This window comes from Streptomyces sp. LX-29, assembly GCF_029541745.1.
In the GTDB taxonomy this organism is placed as follows: domain Bacteria; phylum Actinomycetota; class Actinomycetes; order Streptomycetales; family Streptomycetaceae; genus Streptomyces.
Genome location: NZ_CP089746.1, coordinates 6,726,150 through 6,742,304 on the forward strand (window position 1 = coordinate 6,726,150; position 16,155 = coordinate 6,742,304).

Here is a 16,155-nt window from a genome sequence, read left to right on the forward strand (position 1 = left end):
CCTCGCGTCAGCGGAGAGCTCCGGTGGGCCACTTGGAGTGACGTCAGTTACCGGCCCGCGATGGAGTATGCGGGTCCGCCGACCTTGTGCCACACCGTCCCGCTACCGGTCCACCGGAACACCGCGTCGCTGTTGGGCGACAGGCCGTACAGCGCGTCTCCGGCGACGGCGAACTGGTGGCCTGCGCCACCGACTTTGCTCCAGTTGTTGGGCCCGTTCATCTTGTAGAGGTCGCCGTTGCTGGGGTTGGTGGCGAACAGGCCGGCTCCACCGCCGTAGAGGGTTCCGGCAGCGCCGCCGACTTTGTTCCACGCGGTACCGTTACCGGTCCACTGGAAGACGGCGCTCTTGTCGGGGCTGAGTCCGAACAGGCTGTTACCGGTGACGGCGAACTGTGCCCCAGCGCCACCGACTTTGCTCCAGTTGTTGGGCCCGTTCATCTTGTAGAGGTCGCCGTTGCTGGGGTTGGTGGCGAACAGGCCGGCTCCACCGCCGTAGAGGGTTCCGGCGGCCCCGCCGACCTTGTTCCAGGTGGTGCCGTTGCCGGTCCACTGGAAGACGGCGCTGCCGTCGGGTGAGAGTCCGAACAGGCTGTTGCCGGTGACGGCGAAGGTCTTGCCGGGTCCGCCGACCTTGCTCCAGTTGTTGGGCCCGTTCATCTTGTACAGGTCCCCGTTGTCGGGGTTGGTGGCAAATACACCGGCGCCGCCCGCGTACAGCCTGCCCGCCGGTCCACCGACCTTGATCCAGCTGCTGCCGTTGCCGGTCCATTGGAAGACGCCGGAACGGTCCGGGGACTGGGCGAACAGGCTACTGCCGGTTGACACGCCACAGTTGCCGCTGGTCTCGTAGTGCTGGTTGTACTCCCATGTGACGGGAACGAGGCGCCCGCCAATGGTGGCCTGTACGACGGAGCCGTTCAGTTTCTGCTCGTAGTGCAAGTGCGCCCCGGTGGTCCAGCTGCCGGTGTTGCCGACGGTTCCGATCTGTCGGCCCTGCTCCACGTCGTTGCCGACGGCGACGTCGCGCCGGTCCAGGTGCAGGTACCGGGTCTGCCAGCCGCCGCCGTGGTCGATCACGATGAAGTTTCCGGCTTGACTGTCGAACTGTGAGGTGACGACGCGTCCGCCTGCCGAGGCCAGGGCGGGTGTGCCCTGAGTGGCTCCACCGGCGGAGACCATGTCGACCATGTACTGGCTGGCGTGTCCATCGTGCGTGGACGTCGTCCACCGTTGCCCGCAGGGAATGGGCAGCTGGAAGGGGGGAGCGGTGGCGACCTTGGTGTTCGCCGCCGGGGGTGTTGCGGTGGTCGCGGCCGCCGCCGGGGCGGCGGGCAGGAGGGCTGTGATCGGTGCGAGCAGCAGTGCTGCCGCCGCCAGGAAGCCGGCCCATGTGATCCTCATGCGTCTCCTTGGGACGGGGGTGCGATAGGGGAGAGGGAAGTGGGGCGATCGCTATTCGGTGGCGATGCTCGCGGCGGGTCCGCCGATCTTGGTCCATGGGAAGGTCGCTGACCCGGACCATTGGAAGATGCCGCTCTTGTCGGGGCTCAACCCGTAGAGCCGGTCACCGGTGACCGCGAAGGTCTTCCCGGGACCACCGGCCTTGGACCAGTTGTCCGGTACGCCGCTGAACTTGTAGATGTCGCCGTTGCCGGGGTTGGTGGCGAACAACCCGGCGCCACCGCCGTAGAGGGTTCCGGCCGGTCCACCGACCCTGCTCCAGGTCGTGCCCGACCCGGCCCATTTGAAGATCGCACCACCGTTGGGCGACAGGCCGTACAGTGCCTCGTTGGTGACCGCGAAGGTCTTTCCTGGTCCGCCGACCTTGGTCCAGTTGTCCGGGGTGCCGTTGTACTTGTAGATGTCGCCGTTGCTGGGGTTGGTGGCGAACAGGCCGGCGCCGCCTGCGTACAGCGTGGCGGCCGGTCCGCCGATCCTCGTCCAGGTGGTCCCTGATCCGGTCCACCGGAAGACGGCTTTCTTGTCCGGGCTGAGCCCGTACAGTGTGCCGCCGGTGACGACGAACTGGGCTCCGGGTCCGCCGACCTTGGTCCAGTTGTCCGGGGTGCCGTTGTACTTGTAGATGTCGCCAGTGGTCGGGTTGGTGGCGAACAGGCCACCGTCGCCGCCGATCAGTGTGCCTGCCGGTCCGCCGATCCTCGTCCAGGAGTTTCCGGCCGTCCGCTGGTGGACGGCGCTCTTGTCGGGGCTCAGTGCGTACAGATGATGCGGGGTGTAGGGCCGCGCCCGCCAGGTGAGCGGTGCCAGGTCCACTCCGCCTGTGCCCCAGCCCGCGCTGCTGAGCCATTGGCTCCCGTCGCGGTCGGTGACGACTTCGGCGGCGTGGGACGGCAAGCGGCCCACCTGGCCGGTGGCCGTGAAGTGCAGCGGATCGGAGCTGGCGTACACCTCGGCCCCGACATAGTCGGCCGGTGCGGAACCGCCGATGAACAGGTACCAGAGGCCGTTGCGCTGTGTCACGTACGGGGATTCGGTCCAGCCGTCGCCGGGGGCGGTGAACGCGGTCTTGCGGGGGCTCCAGGTGATCAGGTCCGGACTCGTCCGGTACGCGACGATGTTGCGTCCCCCGGTGGCCGTCTCGGTGGCGGTGTAGTACATGACCCACTGGGAGCCGACCCGGACGACCATCGGGTCGCGTGCTTCGTGTCCGTCACGGAACAGTGGCCCTCCGGGCCTCCGTTCCCAGTGGATCAAGTCGGTGGAGGTGGCCAGGTTGATCTGACTCCTGGACGGGTCGCCGATGGTCTGCCCGCCCGCGTAGAACATGTAGTACGTGGAGCCGGAGCGGACGACGTGCGGTGCCCACAGGTGCGACTCTCCGTAGGAGGGGTCGACCGTCAGGGCCATGGGTTGCTTGGTCCATGGCCCGCGCAGGCTGGGTGCCGTGGCGTGCGCGAACGAGTCCTCGTTCTCCGGGTCGGCCGGTTCGGCGTGGGTGATGCCGAACAGGTGCCAGGTCCCGGTGGCCTCGTCACGGATGAAGGCGTGGTCGTTGATGTACCAGGGCTGTGATTCCCCGGTGCCGGGGTTGTAGACCCGGACGAAGTCTCCGGTGGTCACCGAGTCGGTGTTCGCGGAGGCGGTGGCGAGGTGTCGGGCAGGTGCCGGGGCGGCGTCGGCGGGGAACATCCCGAGTGAGACCGCGACGAAGGCAGCAGCCAGGGTGATGCGTGAGAACACGTGGCTCCAGAGGAAAGAGCGGACGGGCCCAGCCCAGGCGGCCTGGGCCCGTCAGCTGGTGACATCGCCGGCTACCGGCCCGCGATGAAGGAGGCGGGACCACCGACCTTGTGCCAGGTCGTGCCGTTGCCGCTCCACTTGAAGACCGCGTCGCTGTTGGGCGACAAGCCGTACAGCGCGTCTCCGGCGACGGCGAACTGGTGGCCTGCGCCACCGACTTTGCTCCAGTTGTTGGGCCCGTTCATCTTGTACAGGTCCCCGTTGCTGGGGTTGGTGGCGAACAGGCCGGCTCCACCGCCGTAGAGGGTTCCGGCAGCGCCGCCGACCTTGTTCCACGCGGTACCGTTACCGGTCCACTGGAAGACGGCGCTCTTGTCGGGGCTGAGTCCGAACAGGCTGTTACCGGTGACGGCGAACTGTGCCCCAGCGCCACCAACTTTGCTCCAGTTGTTGGGCCCGTTGAACTTGTACAGGTCCCCGTTGCTGGGGTTGGTGGCGAACAGGCCGGCTCCACCGCCGTAGAGGGCTCCGGCGGCCCCGCCGACCTTGTTCCAGGTGGTGCCGTTGCCGGTCCACTGGAAGACGGCGCTGCCGTCGGGTGAGAGTCCGAACAGGCTGTTGCCGGTGACGGCGAAGGTCTTGCCGGGTCCGCCGACCTTGCTCCAGTTGTTGGGCCCGTTCATCTTGTACAGGTCCCCGCTGCTGGGGTTGGTGGCGAACAGGCCCGCTCCGCCCGCGTACAGTGTCCCCGCCGCCCCGCCGACCTTGTTCCACGCGGTGCCGTTGCCGGACCACTGGAACACACCGGAACGGTCTGGAGACTGGGCGAACAGGCTGCTGCCAGTGGACACACCACAGTTCGTGCTGGTCATGGTGATCGGGTTGTCGGGGTCCATAACCAACGGCCCCCGCCCCTGAAGGACGGGGTTGACGATGTGCTGGTTGTCGGCGTCCTGGTCGCTGGCGGGGTTGTAGAGCTGCTCGTAGTGCAGGTGCGGCCTGCCTTCCGATCCGACATCCCCCATGTAGCCGACCACGTCGCCGCGCTTGACCCACGTGCCGGCCTTCGCGACGCCGGTCATGTGCATGTACGTGGTGAACCATCCGCCGCCGTGCCTGATCTCCAGCCCGCCCGGCGAGAAGTTCTCGTGCACGTAGCCGTCGGCTGAGGCCAGGACGGGGCTTCCCTCCCGCATGCCCTGCCGGTACATGTCGATCTTTTTGTCGTCTGGGTTATGACCCCGGTAGGTCTTCAGCTCGATCACGCTGTTACAGGGGAAGGGAAGCAGGAAGTCCGGCCGGTCGGCCGCCGCCTTCGCTGGTGGAGCCGGGGCGGAGGCCGAGGCGGGCGTGGGCGTGATCGGTGCGAGCAGCAGCGCCGCCGCCGCTGCCAGGAGGCCGACCCGTGTGATTCTCATGCATCTCCTTGGAATGAGATGGATCCTAAAAGGCCGTGACGAACCGACATGAAAAGGGTGAAGGTGTGGCTTGGTTCGCAGAACGGCGCCAGTCGTGTGGTGATTTCTGGCGTCTGCGTTCCGGGTGAACTCGTCGGCTGATGTGGGTTGTCTCTGGCGCGTGCAGTTCGGAGCGGTTCACGATGGTGGTCATGAGCGTCGTTCCCGATGCCACCGGCGACCCCGTATCGCCGCCCTGGTGCCGACCTTCACTCTGGCAGCGCGGACTGAAATTCCAGTGAAGTCGTGGTCCAGCCAGCCGGCCCCGGCGTTGATGGGGCGGGGACGGGCGGGCCAGTGCTGCGCGGATGTGCTGTACGGGCACGGTGGCGGTCCTCCACGTCCACACCGTGTGCGGCGCGCCCGAGCTTTCGGACGGGCGGTGTGGTTCGGTGATCGGAGGAGGCGGTCGGCCCGAAAGCGCACCACAGCCGCGCGAAGCGTGATTGCGCCGTCTTCGGCCTCCCGAGCACAGAGCGGGCTTCGGATGTTCGGGGGCCTAGAATCTCGACGCCGTCCGGGAGGACGGTACGGGGAGGTGCGGCGCTCAGGCCGTTCTGCCCCGAGTCACCTACATCGGTCAGAGGGAAGAACCTGTGCATCGCCGCTTTAGCATCCGCTTCGGCCTCATGGCCGCCGTGCTGGGAATCTCGCTCACCGCCTGCGGCGGCGACGGCGACGGCGGGACGCGAGAGCCCTTGGGGGCCGAGGACGGTCGAGCGACGACCGCGGCCGGTGGGGAGAGCCCAGCTGTGAAGTACACGCCGCAGTGGGAACCGGCCTTGGCGATGGGCGAGTCGGCGCCGGGGCTGTACGAGTCCGACAGCGGGAAGTTCCAGATAGCCGCCCAGAAGGTCGTCAAGGCACGTCCCGATGTGCTGGAGAACTATGTGGCCCACGACCGGACCTTGGAGGGCGGGACCGGCTACTTCGTCTACGTGACGTACACCCTCAAGGAAGGGAGTTCGACGGGCAACCCCGACCTCAACCTGGGCATCGGGATCTACGACGAGACCGGCCACACGGTGGCGGAGCGACCCACTGTCCACTCCGGCTACGAGGAGGGCGGATGCCCCGTCGCATCGATCTACCTCGGCTGGGACATCGGCGAGACGCGCACACTGTGCTCGATGTACATCGCGAAGGCCGGGAAGCCGACGCCCACACGACTGGCCTGGGCCTCGGAGACCTACGGCATCGGTATCTACAAGTCGGGGCCGTCGTGGAAGTGGGCCACTCGCTGACCGTCGGCGAGTTCGTCCGCGAACTCCGCGGCCCGTTCCGCGTACCGGGCGGCGACCGGATCGTCGGCGCGCCACACCAGGCCGCGCCGGATCGGGCGCGGGTGCGCCGCGTACCGCCTCGCGGGCGGTACGCGGCCTCGATCGGTGTTTGTACCGCGCCGGGTGCGCCCGCGGCGACGACGCGGGCGCCGAGTCGTCAGGCGGGCTGGACGGTGATGGTGCAGAGGCGCTTGGTGGCCCGGGTCAGGGCTACGTACAGGTCTCTTTCCCCACCGGGGCGGGCCGTGATGATCTCCTCGGGGTTCACGACGACGACCCCGTCGAATTCCAGGCCGCGTCCTTCGGACGCCGGCACGATGCGTGCGTGGTGAGCGATGCCCTGGGCCGTCAGCTCGCTCACCCTGGTGTCCGCGCAGATCACTCCCAGAAGCTCGCCCGGGTGCGCGGTGCTCTGGGCGCGGAGTTCCTGAACGACGGCGGTGACCAATCCGTCCGGAGGTGTGGTCACGGTGCGAGGGCTCTCACCGCTTCGCAGTGACCGTGTGGGCTTCTGGTCCGGAGCGATCCGCGTGAGCAGGTCCCGGACGCTCTCCAGGATCTCCTGCGTGGTGCGGTAGCTGACGGTCAGGTCGTGCAGTGTGAACCGCGGTCCGACGTGGGGGCTCAGTGCTTCCTTCCAGTCGCGTGCTGTCGCGACCGGGCCTGCCTGGGCGAAGTCACCCACCAGCGTCATCGCCCTCGCCGGGCAGCGGCGGACGATCATCCGCCACTGCATGGCGGTCAGTTCCTGCGCCTCGTCGACGACGACGTGCCCGTACGTCCGCTCAGGGGGGCCGTCGACCAGGCTCGCCGCCTCGTCCAGCAACGGCACATCGGCATCGGTCCACGGGTCGTCCGGACCGCGCAGCAGAAGGGACCGCTCCTGCGCGGTCAGGCGAGGCAGGTGCTCGGCGAGAGCGCCGGCGTCCGTCAGGAGCGCCTTCACGAGGTCACCGGGTACCAGCCGCGGCCACAACACCTCGACCGCTCGGTCGACGCCGGCGTCGTCGAGGAGATCGGCTCGGATGGCGTCCAGGTCCAGCTCGTGGACCGGACCCGAGTCGGCCGCACCTTCGACACGACGCTGGGCGGCTCCCGTGAACCGGTCGAGGTCCATGCCCGTCATCCTTTCGGCATCGGCGTCGATCTGCTCCAGGAGGTCGCCCATGTCTCGTCGCGTCGCGTCGGTGACGGCGTCGACCAAGAGCTCTTTGAACACCTGACGGGCGGGGTTGTGCCCCGGTACGGCCGCCACGGCGGCGTCGCGTGCCGTGGCGACCTCCTCGCCGGACAGGTGAACCAGTGTCTGTCCGACCCGCACGGTGAATCCACCGGCGGGGGCCTGGTGGACGCGCAGCAGTCCGGCCAAGGCGTCGGCGAGGTCGGAGCCGCCCTTGAGACGCGCCGTATCGAACGAGTCCACCGTGTCCGTGGACACTCCGGCCAGTTCCCGGCAGGTCGCCAGAACGACGTCGTTCTCTCCGAGCGAGGGAAGGACCTGGGAGATGTAGTCGAGGAACCGGGCGTTCGGGCCCACCACCAGGACACCCTCCTCCGCGGCGCGCGGGAACGCGTACAGGACATAGGCCGCCCGGTGCAGGGCGACCACCGTCTTGCCGGTGCCGGGCCCGCCCTGCACCACGGTCACCCCGCGGTGGGCGGAGCGGACGATCTCGTCCTGCTCGGCCTGCAGCGTCGCGACGGCCGCGTGCATCCTGCCCGTACGCCGTGCCGACAGAGCCTCGGTCAACGGGCCGTCCCCCACGACGTCCTCGTCGGTCGGGGCGGTCCCGTCCAGCAGTTCGTCGCTCACCGAGATGACCGTGCGCTCCTCGAGGCGCAGGTGCCGGCGCCGCCGCAGGTCCATCGGGTGGACCGGTGTCGCCTCGTAGAAGGGCCGCGCCGCGTTCGCGCGCCAGTCCACGAGCAGAGGCAGGTCATCCTCCTCCGTATGCAGTCCGATCCGCCCGATGCGCAGGGCCGTGCCATCCGTCCAGTCGATGCGCCCGAAGACCAGCCCCTTTTCGGCGCCCTCCAGCCGGCCGATTTCCTTGGCCAGACGCTCGGCGGCGATTTCTCTCTCGTATGCCTCACCGGCGCTGTCCGCCGGGGCCTTCAGCACACTCGCTCGGTGTACTCGCGCCTCGGAAAGCCGCTCGTTGAGCAACTCATACAAGGAGGACACATAATCCTGCTCCGAGTCAACCGCACGCGCAGCGGGATCATTCGTTTTCGACAACAGGGGGCTCCTTCGATTCGAGCCACACCATACGGTCAAAGTTCCCTGAAGGTAAGTCTTGACTTACTTGTTGAAGCTATGTCCTTGCGACTGAATCCATGACGGCTGACCGTATGGCGTCTCATGCATTCCGCCGTTCCGTATATCGCTGATTGCGCTCCCGATGCCCGCCTGCCTTATGGGCGATCCCACCCTTGGATGCCGGCGATGTTTTGCCGCGCTCGGGAAATGGGGGGAAGATCCGGCGAGGCGACCGGCGCCGTTCGCCGCCGCGACGCCCGGCGGCGGGCCCGTCCGTGCCCGGACCCTCCGACCCGGCCCCACCCAACCTGGATCCGCCGATATTCGGCCTCCGCGTCGTTGATTTCGTCAAAGGAACGAATGACGACAGGCACGGCGGCGTCCAATGAGCCCGGGCTTTCCGGGGCCGGCGGCGGCGCCGATCCCATCAGATCCGATGACGGCTGATAACAGGGTTTGCTGACAGCTGGGGTCGAATGCGACCACCACAACGGGGAGCGGCATGGCCAACCTGCTCTACCAGCGGGTGACGACCGACGAGCGGTCGACCGACCGCCAGAATCTGGTGCTGGACGAGGCCGGGATGGTCCGTATATCCGTCGTCACCGGCCCGCCAGGTGCCGCTTGAGCTCGTCGGTCACCGCCCGTACTCCGGGTGAGGCCCAGCGTCGGCGGTGCCGTGCCAGCTGGACGGGGACCTCGGGGATGGGCGGGCCCGGCACGACGTCCAGTCGGCCGGCGCGCAGCGCGTCCTCGACGGTGGCGCGGGGCAGCAGCGTGAGGCCGAGTCCGGCCGCCACGCATGAACGAGCGGCCTCGATGCTGCCGAAGCGCGTGAGCCGCGTCCGGGCGCCCGGGACCGTCAGTAGGCGGTCGGCGAGCCGGTCGCTGTAGGAGCAGCCCTGTTCGTGGAGGAAGAAGGCCTCGCCCGCGAGTTCCTCCCAGGTGACCGGCTGTGTCCGCCGCACGAAAGGGTGCTGGGGAGCGCAGACGAGGACCAACGGTTCGTCCGTGAGGTGTTCGACGTCGATGTCGGGAGCGTCGACGTCGTCTTCCAGCAGCAGCGCGACGTCCAGTCGGCCGGCGCGGAGGCCGTCGAGAGCCTCGGCGGTTCCCGAGGGCGACAAGTCGACTTCGAGACCGGGGTGGAGACGCCGCAGGGCGGCGATGACACCGGGCAGCCGGGCCGAGCAGAGTGTCTCGCCCGCTCCGACGACGACCCGGCCGGCGGGCGGCCCGTCGGCGGCGGCTGCCGCGCGCAGCCGTGACTCCGCGTCCAGCACGCCCTCCGCCTCGCCCAGCAGACGACTGCCGGCCTCGGTGACCGCAACGCCCCGGGGCAGCCGGTCGAAGAGCCGGGTGCCCAGCTCCTTCTCCAGGGCCTGGACCTGGGCGGTGACCGTCGACTGGGCGAGGTGCAGCTCGGCGGCCGTCGCGGTGAAGCTCCGGGTTCTGGCGACAGTGGTGAAGGTGCGCAGGAGTCGGGTGTCCACGGGGTGCAGCATAGAAGATGCCATCGGATATACAGATGCCTCACATCGGAATCCATCGCTTGTGCCGATTCCTTTCGGTGAGGGAGAGTCAGGGCATGACCACTGATGCCCTCACCCGTGATTCCGCCCCCGAGGTTCTGCGCTACGCCGCCTTCACCGCCGACCCCGCGGGTGGGAACCCCGCGGGCGTCGTCCTCGACGCCACCCGACTCGACGAAGCCGCGATGCTCAAGGTCGCCGCCCGCGTGGGTTACTCCGAAACCGCCTTCGTCACCGAGGCCGACGCGGCGGCGCGGCGCTTTCGGCTACGGTTCTTCAGCCCCCTGGCCGAGGTCGCCTTCTGCGGTCACGCCACCGTCGCCACCGCGGTGGCCCTCGCCGAACGACTCGGTCCCGGCGAGCTGACGTTCGACACGGAGGTGGGCGAGATCCCGGTGACGACGTCCATCGACGGGCAGGGCGCGGTCCGGGCCACGCTCACCAGCGCGCCCACGCGCTCCCTCCCGGCCGGGGACGCCGAACTGGACGCGGCACTCGCCGCCCTGGGCTGGACCCGTGCGGACCTCGACCCGGCACTGCCACCGCACGTCGCCTACGGCGGCAACGAGCACCTCGTCGTGGCCGTGGCCTCCCGCGCGCGACTGGCCGATCTCTCCTACGACTTCGACGCCCTGGCCGACATCATGCGATCCCGGGGGTGGACCACCGTGCAACTGGTCCACCGGGAGAACGAGCAGCTCTTCCATGCCCGCGACCCCTTCCCCGTGGGGGGCGTCGTGGAGGATCCGGCCACCGGAGCGGCCGCCGCCGCGCTGGGCGGCTACCTGCGGGCGATCGGCCAGATCCACCGACCCACGACGATCCGGGTCCGCCAGGGCGAGGACATGGGTCGCCCCAGTGACCTCGTCGTCGACGTCGACCCCGCCGACGCCCGTGTACGGGTCACCGGCCAGGCGGTCCCCATACCCCGGTAGCGGGCGACGGCCGCCGACCCGCCCTCCGATGCCGACCCGAAGCCGGTCCGGCCGTGGTGCTCCACGCTCGGCATGTCCTGGAGCGCCCCCACCCTGTTCGCCGCCGCCTCGCCGCCTCGCCGCCTCGCCGCCTCGCCGCCTCGCCGCCTCGCCGCCTCGCCGGCTTGCCGGCTTGCGACACGTCGGTGCAGATCGAGTCGCATGCCTGTCCCACGCGTGCCGTCGTGGGACGTACGGCTGCGGTCAGGTGTAGGTGTACGGGATGGGGGAGGTGGCCGTGGCGCCGCTGGCTGTCCTGACGACGACGGCCGCGGGTCCGGGCGTGCCCGGCGGTGTGATGGCCTGGATTTTGATGTCGGACACGACCTTGAAGGTGATGGCGGGGTTGCCCCCGAAGGTCACGCTGGTGACCTGGGCCAGCGAGGTGCCGTGGATGTTGATGGAACGAGAGCCGGTCCGTGAACCCGACGTCGGGCTGATGCTGGTGACGACCGGGCCGCCGAGGTAGGTGTAGGAGGTGCTGTTGGAGATGCCGCCCCGGTTGGCCGTGTGGATGGGGACTGCGCGCGCCAGGGCCGAGGGCGGGACGACGACGGTCATCTGGGTGTCCGACAGGACGGTGGGGACGACTGCGACGTTCTTGAACCACACCTGCTTGACGCCGATGAACCTGCGGCCGGTGATGGTGAGGATGCCGCCTCCGCCCATCGGCCCGGAGGGCACCGAGATGGTGTCGATAGCCGGCAGAAGCCGGTAGTAGAAGCGGCCGATGACCGCTGTTCCTCCGGCGGCGGTCACTCTGACCGTGGCGCTTCCCGTGCCCGCTGGGGTGACGGCGGTGATGGTGGTGTCGTTGACGACCACGACGTCGGTTGCCTTGTGGTTGCCGAAGAGCACGGAGCTGGTGTTGGTGAAGCCCCGGCCGATGATGGTCACCGCCGTCCCGCCACCAAGGGAGCCCTGGTTGGGGGAGATGGCCGCCGGCCTCCTCAGGACGCGAAGGGCGCTGGTGGCGTTGTTGACGACGTACAGGTGACGGCCGTCCGGGGTGGGGGAGATCCCTTGTGGCCCACTGAATCCGAGGATGGTGGCGGTGATGGTGTCGGTGCTCGGGTTGATCACCGTGACCGTGCCCGCGGCGGTCATCGTGGCATAGACGAGGCTCCCGTCGGGGGAGGCGGTCAGGAACGCCGGGCTGGTCGCGGTGGTGATGCGGGTGGCGGTGTTGGTGGCGGTGTCGATGACGCTGATGGTGGTGGTGCCGGAGTTGGCCACGTAGGCCCGGGTTCCGTCGGGGGTGACGGCTACTCCGCGTGGGCTGGTGCCGACGGGGATGGTGGCGATGACGGTGTTGGTGGCGGTGTTGATGACGCTGACGGTCCCGGCGGTGGAGTTGGTGACGTAGGCGCGGGTCCCGTCGGGGCGGACCGCCACGCCCCAGGGTTCGGCGCCCACGGTGACGGTGCCGGTGGCGGTGTTGGTGGCGGTGTCGATGACGCTGACGGTGGTGGTGCCGGAGTTGGCCACGTAGGCCCGGGTTCCGTCGGGGGTGACGGCTACTCCGCGTGGGCTGGTGCCGACGGGGATGGTGGCGATGACGGTGTTGGTGGCGGTGTTGATGACGCTGACGGTCCCGGCGGTGGAGTTGGTGACGTAGGCGCGGGTCCCGTCGGGGCGGACCGCCACGCCCCAGGGTTCGGCGCCCACGGTGACGGTGCCGGTGGCGGTGTTGGTGGCGGTGTCGATGACGCTGACGGTGGTGGTGCCGGAGTTGGCCACGTAGGCCCGGGTTCCGTCGGGGGTGAAGGCGATGGAGACGGGGCTGGGGCCGACGGGAATGGGGCCGGGATCCGCCAGGAGTGCCGGACCGTACGCCGCAGCGGTCGTAGCCCGCATCGGAAGTGGGCGGGCCGAGGCGGTTTCGGTTGTGGACATGGGACTCCTCTCACCCCGGCTCCGAAAAGTCTCCTTCCAGAACGACATGAGAAGTACCGCTGAATTTCTCGACCGGCCTGGCGGTTTCGGATCGGGTGGTGTTCTGCCCGTGTTCCTCGAATGATCCCAAGTTGGTGGGAGTGAGACGAGACGGCATGTGAAGCGTTCCAGTGGGATAGGCCGCTACGGACAACGCATTCCATATCGTCGGACTTGCGCCCGGGCGATGGTGGCTACCCCCTGTCTTCGTTTCTCATCGCCGGACTGCGCACCGTCCAGCCACATCGGCGTCCAGGCCGCCGTCGTCCGCCAGCCGCCGCCGGGGATGTTGCCGAGTTTCCTGATGTCGACGTGGCCGAGTCCGCCCGGCAGCCACTCGGCGGCGTCTTCCGTGGTGGTGCGGGCGGCGACGTGTTCCGGCCGCCCCGGACAGCTCACACCACGGGTTCGGAACCGCCCGGGGAGGGGCCGTGGCGGCGCAGGTCGGCCCAGGCGCGGCCGAGCCGGGCCACGGCTTCGGTCAGGACGTCGACCGGATAGGTGAAGGGCAGGCGGATGTAGGTGTCGTGGCGGCCGCTGGGGTCGGTGGCGCGCCCCGGCACCACCTCCACCCCGTGACGCAGGGCGACCTGTGCGAACACGCGGGCGTCGACGCCCGGCAGCTCGATCCACAGCGCCGACCCGCCGTCGGGCGGATCCCATCTCCAGTCCGGGAGCGACCTCGCGAGCAGCCCGGTCAGATGACGCAGCCGGCGGGCGGCGGACTGCGCGCGGGTGTGTTCCAGTTCCGCCAGCCGAGGCAGCAGCCGGGCCGCGATCGCCTGGTCCAGGGCGGGGGTGCCGAGGTCGGCCAGCGCCTTGTGACGAGCCAGCCGGGCGGCGATGGGCGCGTCCGCGCGGACCCAGCCCACCCGAAGTCCTCCCCAGACCGATTTGGACAACGAGCCGATCGTCAACACCTCGTCGTCCGGGGCGGCGAACGCGGACATCGGGGGCGGGAGTTCGACGGCTGGCCCGAGCCGCCCCGAATAGGCCAGATCCTCGATGACGACCACACCGTGCCGCCCGGCCAGTTCGACGATCCGGCGGCGGCGTGCCGCGCTCATCAGACGGCCGGTGGGGTTGTGGTAGCAGGGCATGACGAACAGCAGATCCGGCCGGCACTCGTCGAGCGTGGCGGTGAGCAGGTCCGGCCGCATCCCCTCCTCGTCGAGCGGTACGCCGACGACGCGGGCGCCGAGCCCGGAGAACAGGTCGAAGCAGCCGGGCCAGCTGGGGGACTCGACCACGACCGTGCTGCCTGCCCGCAGGTACATCCGGGCGGCCAGCGCGATCGCCTGGTGCGCGCCGGTGGTCACCACCACCGCCTCCGGCGCGGTGGGCAGGCCCAGGCCCGTGAGGTGGGTGGCGATCCGCTCACGCAACGCGGGGAGTCCGCGTGGGTGGTAGCCGGCGCCCTCCAGCAGGTGGTGGAGATCCTGTGCCATCACCTCCTGGAGTGCGTCGACGAGTTCGGGTGCCCCCGCGTCCGCGGCGTACGCCAGGGAGATGACGCTTCCGGGACCCTGGGACAGCCGCGCGAAGACGGAGTCCGCTTCTCCCCGAAGGAGTCGGTGATCGGGTCGGGAACGGCCTCTGCCCGCCTGCCGCACGACCCGGGTCCCACTGCCCCGGCGGCTGACGAGGACCCCGGCTGCGCGCAGCTCGTCGTAGGCGGCGACGACGGTCGAGCGGCTCACCGACAGCGCCGCCGCGAGCCCGCGCTCCGACGGCAACCGGGCGTCGGGCACCAGGTCGCCCTCGTCGATCAGACGGGCCAGCGCGTCCGCGAGACCCCGGTACAGGGCTGCGCGGTGCGCCCACTCGTCGGGCAGCAGCTCGACCAGCCGTGCCGGCTCCCGCGAAAGGTCCACTTCGGCTCCTATTGGCCCGGGTGGTCCGCGCCCACCTCGGATTGGCTTGGTCACAGACCTACCACATGGCCATCCAACAGCAGGGAGAACTCCCCATGCCTCTCGCCGCCCCGGCCCGTCTGCGTGCCGTCCTGGACGCGTCCGTACCGGCCGCCCGGCACGAAGCCGGACGACATGAGTACGACGGCTCTCCACAGGACCTCTCCGAGGCGGGCGTCGGACGCGCGCTGCGGAACATCGACGCCGGCCGCCTGGCGTCGACGGAGCCCGACCCGCTCGACGAGGGGACGCTCGCGGCGTTCGAACGGGCGGTGCGCGTCCGTTTCGGCGAGCTGGCGATGCACCGCCGCGACGCGTCTCTGCACATCGACAACCTGGACCTGAGCGGCTACGACCATCCGTACGCCCCCGCCGACGTGCGGGCCCGGGCCCGGCGGGCCCATCTGGACGCCTGGCCCGACCTGGTGGCCAACGCCGTGGCCACGCTCGACCGGGTGCCCGCGGAGCAGGCTCGCGCGGCCCTGCCCGCGGTCGAGGGCCTGCGCCACCTTCTGCATCCCGCCGGAGAGGACCCCGCACCGGAGCGGCCGGCCGCCCGGGCGCTCGAGCGGCTGCGGCACCATCTGCGGCGGGCGGCAGAGGCGGAGAGCGAGTCACCGGTCCTGGGAGAGGAGGGGCTGACCCGGATGCTGATGGCCACCGAAGGCACCGAGGTGGACCTCCAGCGGCTGGCCGAGCGCGCCGACACCGAACGTCTCCGCCTCCGGGAGCTGTTGGAGGAGAGCTGCCGCCGCATCCGCGCCGACGCCACCGTGGCCGACACGCTGAACACATTGGACGAGGACCACCCCACCGCCGACGGCCTGCTCGCCGCCACCCGCGAGGCGGTGCGAACGGTGCGGGCCTGGGCGGCCGGTGCCGGCCTGGTGCCGGGCGGGGTGGGCGAGTGCACGGTCGGCCTGCTCCCGGAGTCGCAGGGGCACCAGGTCGCCACCATGACGGCTGCGGCGCCCGAGGAGCCGGACCGGCCCGGCCGGTTCCTGGTCCGGCGCCCGCCCGCCACGTGGCCGGCCGCCGACCGCGACCGCTGGCTGCGCACCTACAGCCGCTTCCAGCTGCTGAACATCGCCGTTCACGAGGTCGCCCCCGGTCACCTGACGCACGGCCGTATCCTGCGGCGCAATCCCAGCGTGGTGCGCCGCAGCCTGCAGTCGTACGCGACGAGCGAGGGATGGGCGCACTATTGCGAGGAGATGGCGCTGGAAGCCGGATTCGGTGACGGCGATCCCCGGTACGCGGCGGCCGTCGCCCGCGACGCACTGCTCCGGCTCACACGTCTGAGATGCGTCATCGGGCTGCACACCGGGGAGCTCACCCGGACGGAGGCGGCCGCGCGCTTCCGGACCGACGCGTTCTCCCCACCCGGGCTCGCCGCCCAGCAGGCCCTTCGCTGCCTGCTCGATCCGCAGGCGGGCGACTACGCACGCGGGAAGTTCGCGATCCTCGACCTACGGGACGAGGCCCGCCGGCGCTGGGGATCCGGCTTCTCCCCGAAGCGCTTCCACACCGCTCTGCTCGGCCTCGGAGCACCGCCGCTCGGCCTGCTCCCGGCGCTGCTCGGGGAGGCGGGGCGTTGA

Annotated in this window: 11 protein-coding genes; 4 read left to right on the top strand and 7 right to left on the bottom strand. The window is 69.9% G+C overall.

Annotated elements, in window-relative coordinates:
- Positions 1–47 precede the first annotated feature (47 nt).
- From LRS74_RS28340 to LRS74_RS28350, 3 genes are all read right to left on the bottom strand, one after another.
- The gene (locus LRS74_RS28340; protein ID WP_277743643.1) at positions 48–1,403 is read right to left on the bottom strand and encodes a peptidoglycan DD-metalloendopeptidase family protein; all 1,356 of its coding nucleotides are present in this window, start codon (positions 1,401–1,403) and stop codon (positions 48–50) included.
- Positions 1,404–1,454: 51 nt separating this feature from the next.
- Positions 1,455–3,203: a hypothetical protein gene (locus tag LRS74_RS28345; protein ID WP_277743644.1), complete on the bottom strand. Its 1,749-nt coding sequence runs from the start codon at positions 3,201–3,203 to the stop codon at positions 1,455–1,457.
- 71 nt (positions 3,204–3,274) lie between these two features.
- Positions 3,275–4,621 (bottom strand): M23 family metallopeptidase, encoded by a 1,347-nt coding sequence (locus LRS74_RS28350; RefSeq protein ID WP_277743645.1) that lies wholly within the window; start codon positions 4,619–4,621, stop codon positions 3,275–3,277.
- A 635-nt stretch (positions 4,622–5,256) separates the two neighbouring features.
- Here LRS74_RS28350 and LRS74_RS28355 point away from each other — a divergent pair.
- Positions 5,257–5,904, top strand: a complete 648-nt coding sequence (locus tag LRS74_RS28355; protein WP_277743646.1) for a hypothetical protein — start codon at positions 5,257–5,259, stop codon at positions 5,902–5,904.
- 196 nt (positions 5,905–6,100) lie between these two features.
- Here LRS74_RS28355 and LRS74_RS28360 read toward each other — a convergent pair whose 3' ends face one another.
- On the bottom strand, positions 6,101–8,128 hold the full coding sequence (locus tag LRS74_RS28360; protein WP_277744978.1) for an AAA family ATPase: 2,028 nt from the start codon (positions 8,126–8,128) through the stop codon (positions 6,101–6,103).
- 577 nt (positions 8,129–8,705) lie between these two features.
- Between LRS74_RS28360 and LRS74_RS28365 the strand changes: the two genes are divergently transcribed.
- Entirely contained in the window at positions 8,706–8,831 is a 126-nt protein-coding gene (locus tag LRS74_RS28365; protein ID WP_277743647.1) for a hypothetical protein, read from the top strand.
- On the opposite strand, the gene LRS74_RS28370 is transcribed toward LRS74_RS28365, so the two are convergent.
- Entirely contained in the window at positions 8,806–9,696 is an 891-nt protein-coding gene (locus LRS74_RS28370) for a LysR family transcriptional regulator (RefSeq protein WP_277743648.1), read from the bottom strand. The genes LRS74_RS28365 and LRS74_RS28370 overlap by 26 nt on opposite strands.
- Before the next feature lie 95 nt (positions 9,697–9,791).
- Here LRS74_RS28370 and LRS74_RS28375 point away from each other — a divergent pair, with 95 nt between their 5' ends.
- Positions 9,792–10,670, top strand: a complete 879-nt coding sequence (locus LRS74_RS28375; RefSeq protein ID WP_277743649.1) for a PhzF family phenazine biosynthesis isomerase — start codon at positions 9,792–9,794, stop codon at positions 10,668–10,670.
- A gap of 243 nt (positions 10,671–10,913) precedes the next feature.
- On the opposite strand, the gene LRS74_RS28380 is transcribed toward LRS74_RS28375, so the two are convergent.
- Entirely contained in the window at positions 10,914–12,605 is a 1,692-nt protein-coding gene (locus LRS74_RS28380; RefSeq protein WP_277743650.1) for an IPT/TIG domain-containing protein, read from the bottom strand.
- A gap of 434 nt (positions 12,606–13,039) precedes the next feature.
- Entirely contained in the window at positions 13,040–14,518 is a 1,479-nt protein-coding gene (locus LRS74_RS28385; protein WP_277743651.1) for a PLP-dependent aminotransferase family protein, read from the bottom strand.
- 95 nt (positions 14,519–14,613) lie between these two features.
- Here LRS74_RS28385 and LRS74_RS28390 point away from each other — a divergent pair, with 95 nt between their 5' ends.
- Positions 14,614–16,155, top strand: a complete 1,542-nt coding sequence (locus LRS74_RS28390; protein ID WP_277743652.1) for a DUF885 family protein — start codon at positions 14,614–14,616, stop codon at positions 16,153–16,155.

What these genes read in the sequence shown, in the direction of transcription:
- LRS74_RS28340 (WP_277743643.1), bottom strand. Translation starts at nt 1,403, where the DNA reads ATGAGGATCACATGGGCCGGCTTCCTGGCGGCGGCAGCACTGCTGCTC.
- LRS74_RS28350 (WP_277743645.1), bottom strand. Translation starts at nt 4,621, where the DNA reads ATGAGAATCACACGGGTCGGCCTCCTGGCAGCGGCGGCGGCGCTGCTG.
- LRS74_RS28365 (WP_277743647.1), top strand. Translation starts at nt 8,706, where the DNA reads ATGGCCAACCTGCTCTACCAGCGGGTGACGACCGACGAGCGGTCGACC.
- LRS74_RS28375 (WP_277743649.1), top strand. Translation starts at nt 9,792, where the DNA reads ATGACCACTGATGCCCTCACCCGTGATTCCGCCCCCGAGGTTCTGCGC.
- LRS74_RS28380 (WP_277743650.1), bottom strand. Translation starts at nt 12,605, where the DNA reads ATGTCCACAACCGAAACCGCCTCGGCCCGCCCACTTCCGATGCGGGCT.
- LRS74_RS28390 (WP_277743652.1), top strand. Translation starts at nt 14,614, where the DNA reads ATGCCTCTCGCCGCCCCGGCCCGTCTGCGTGCCGTCCTGGACGCGTCC.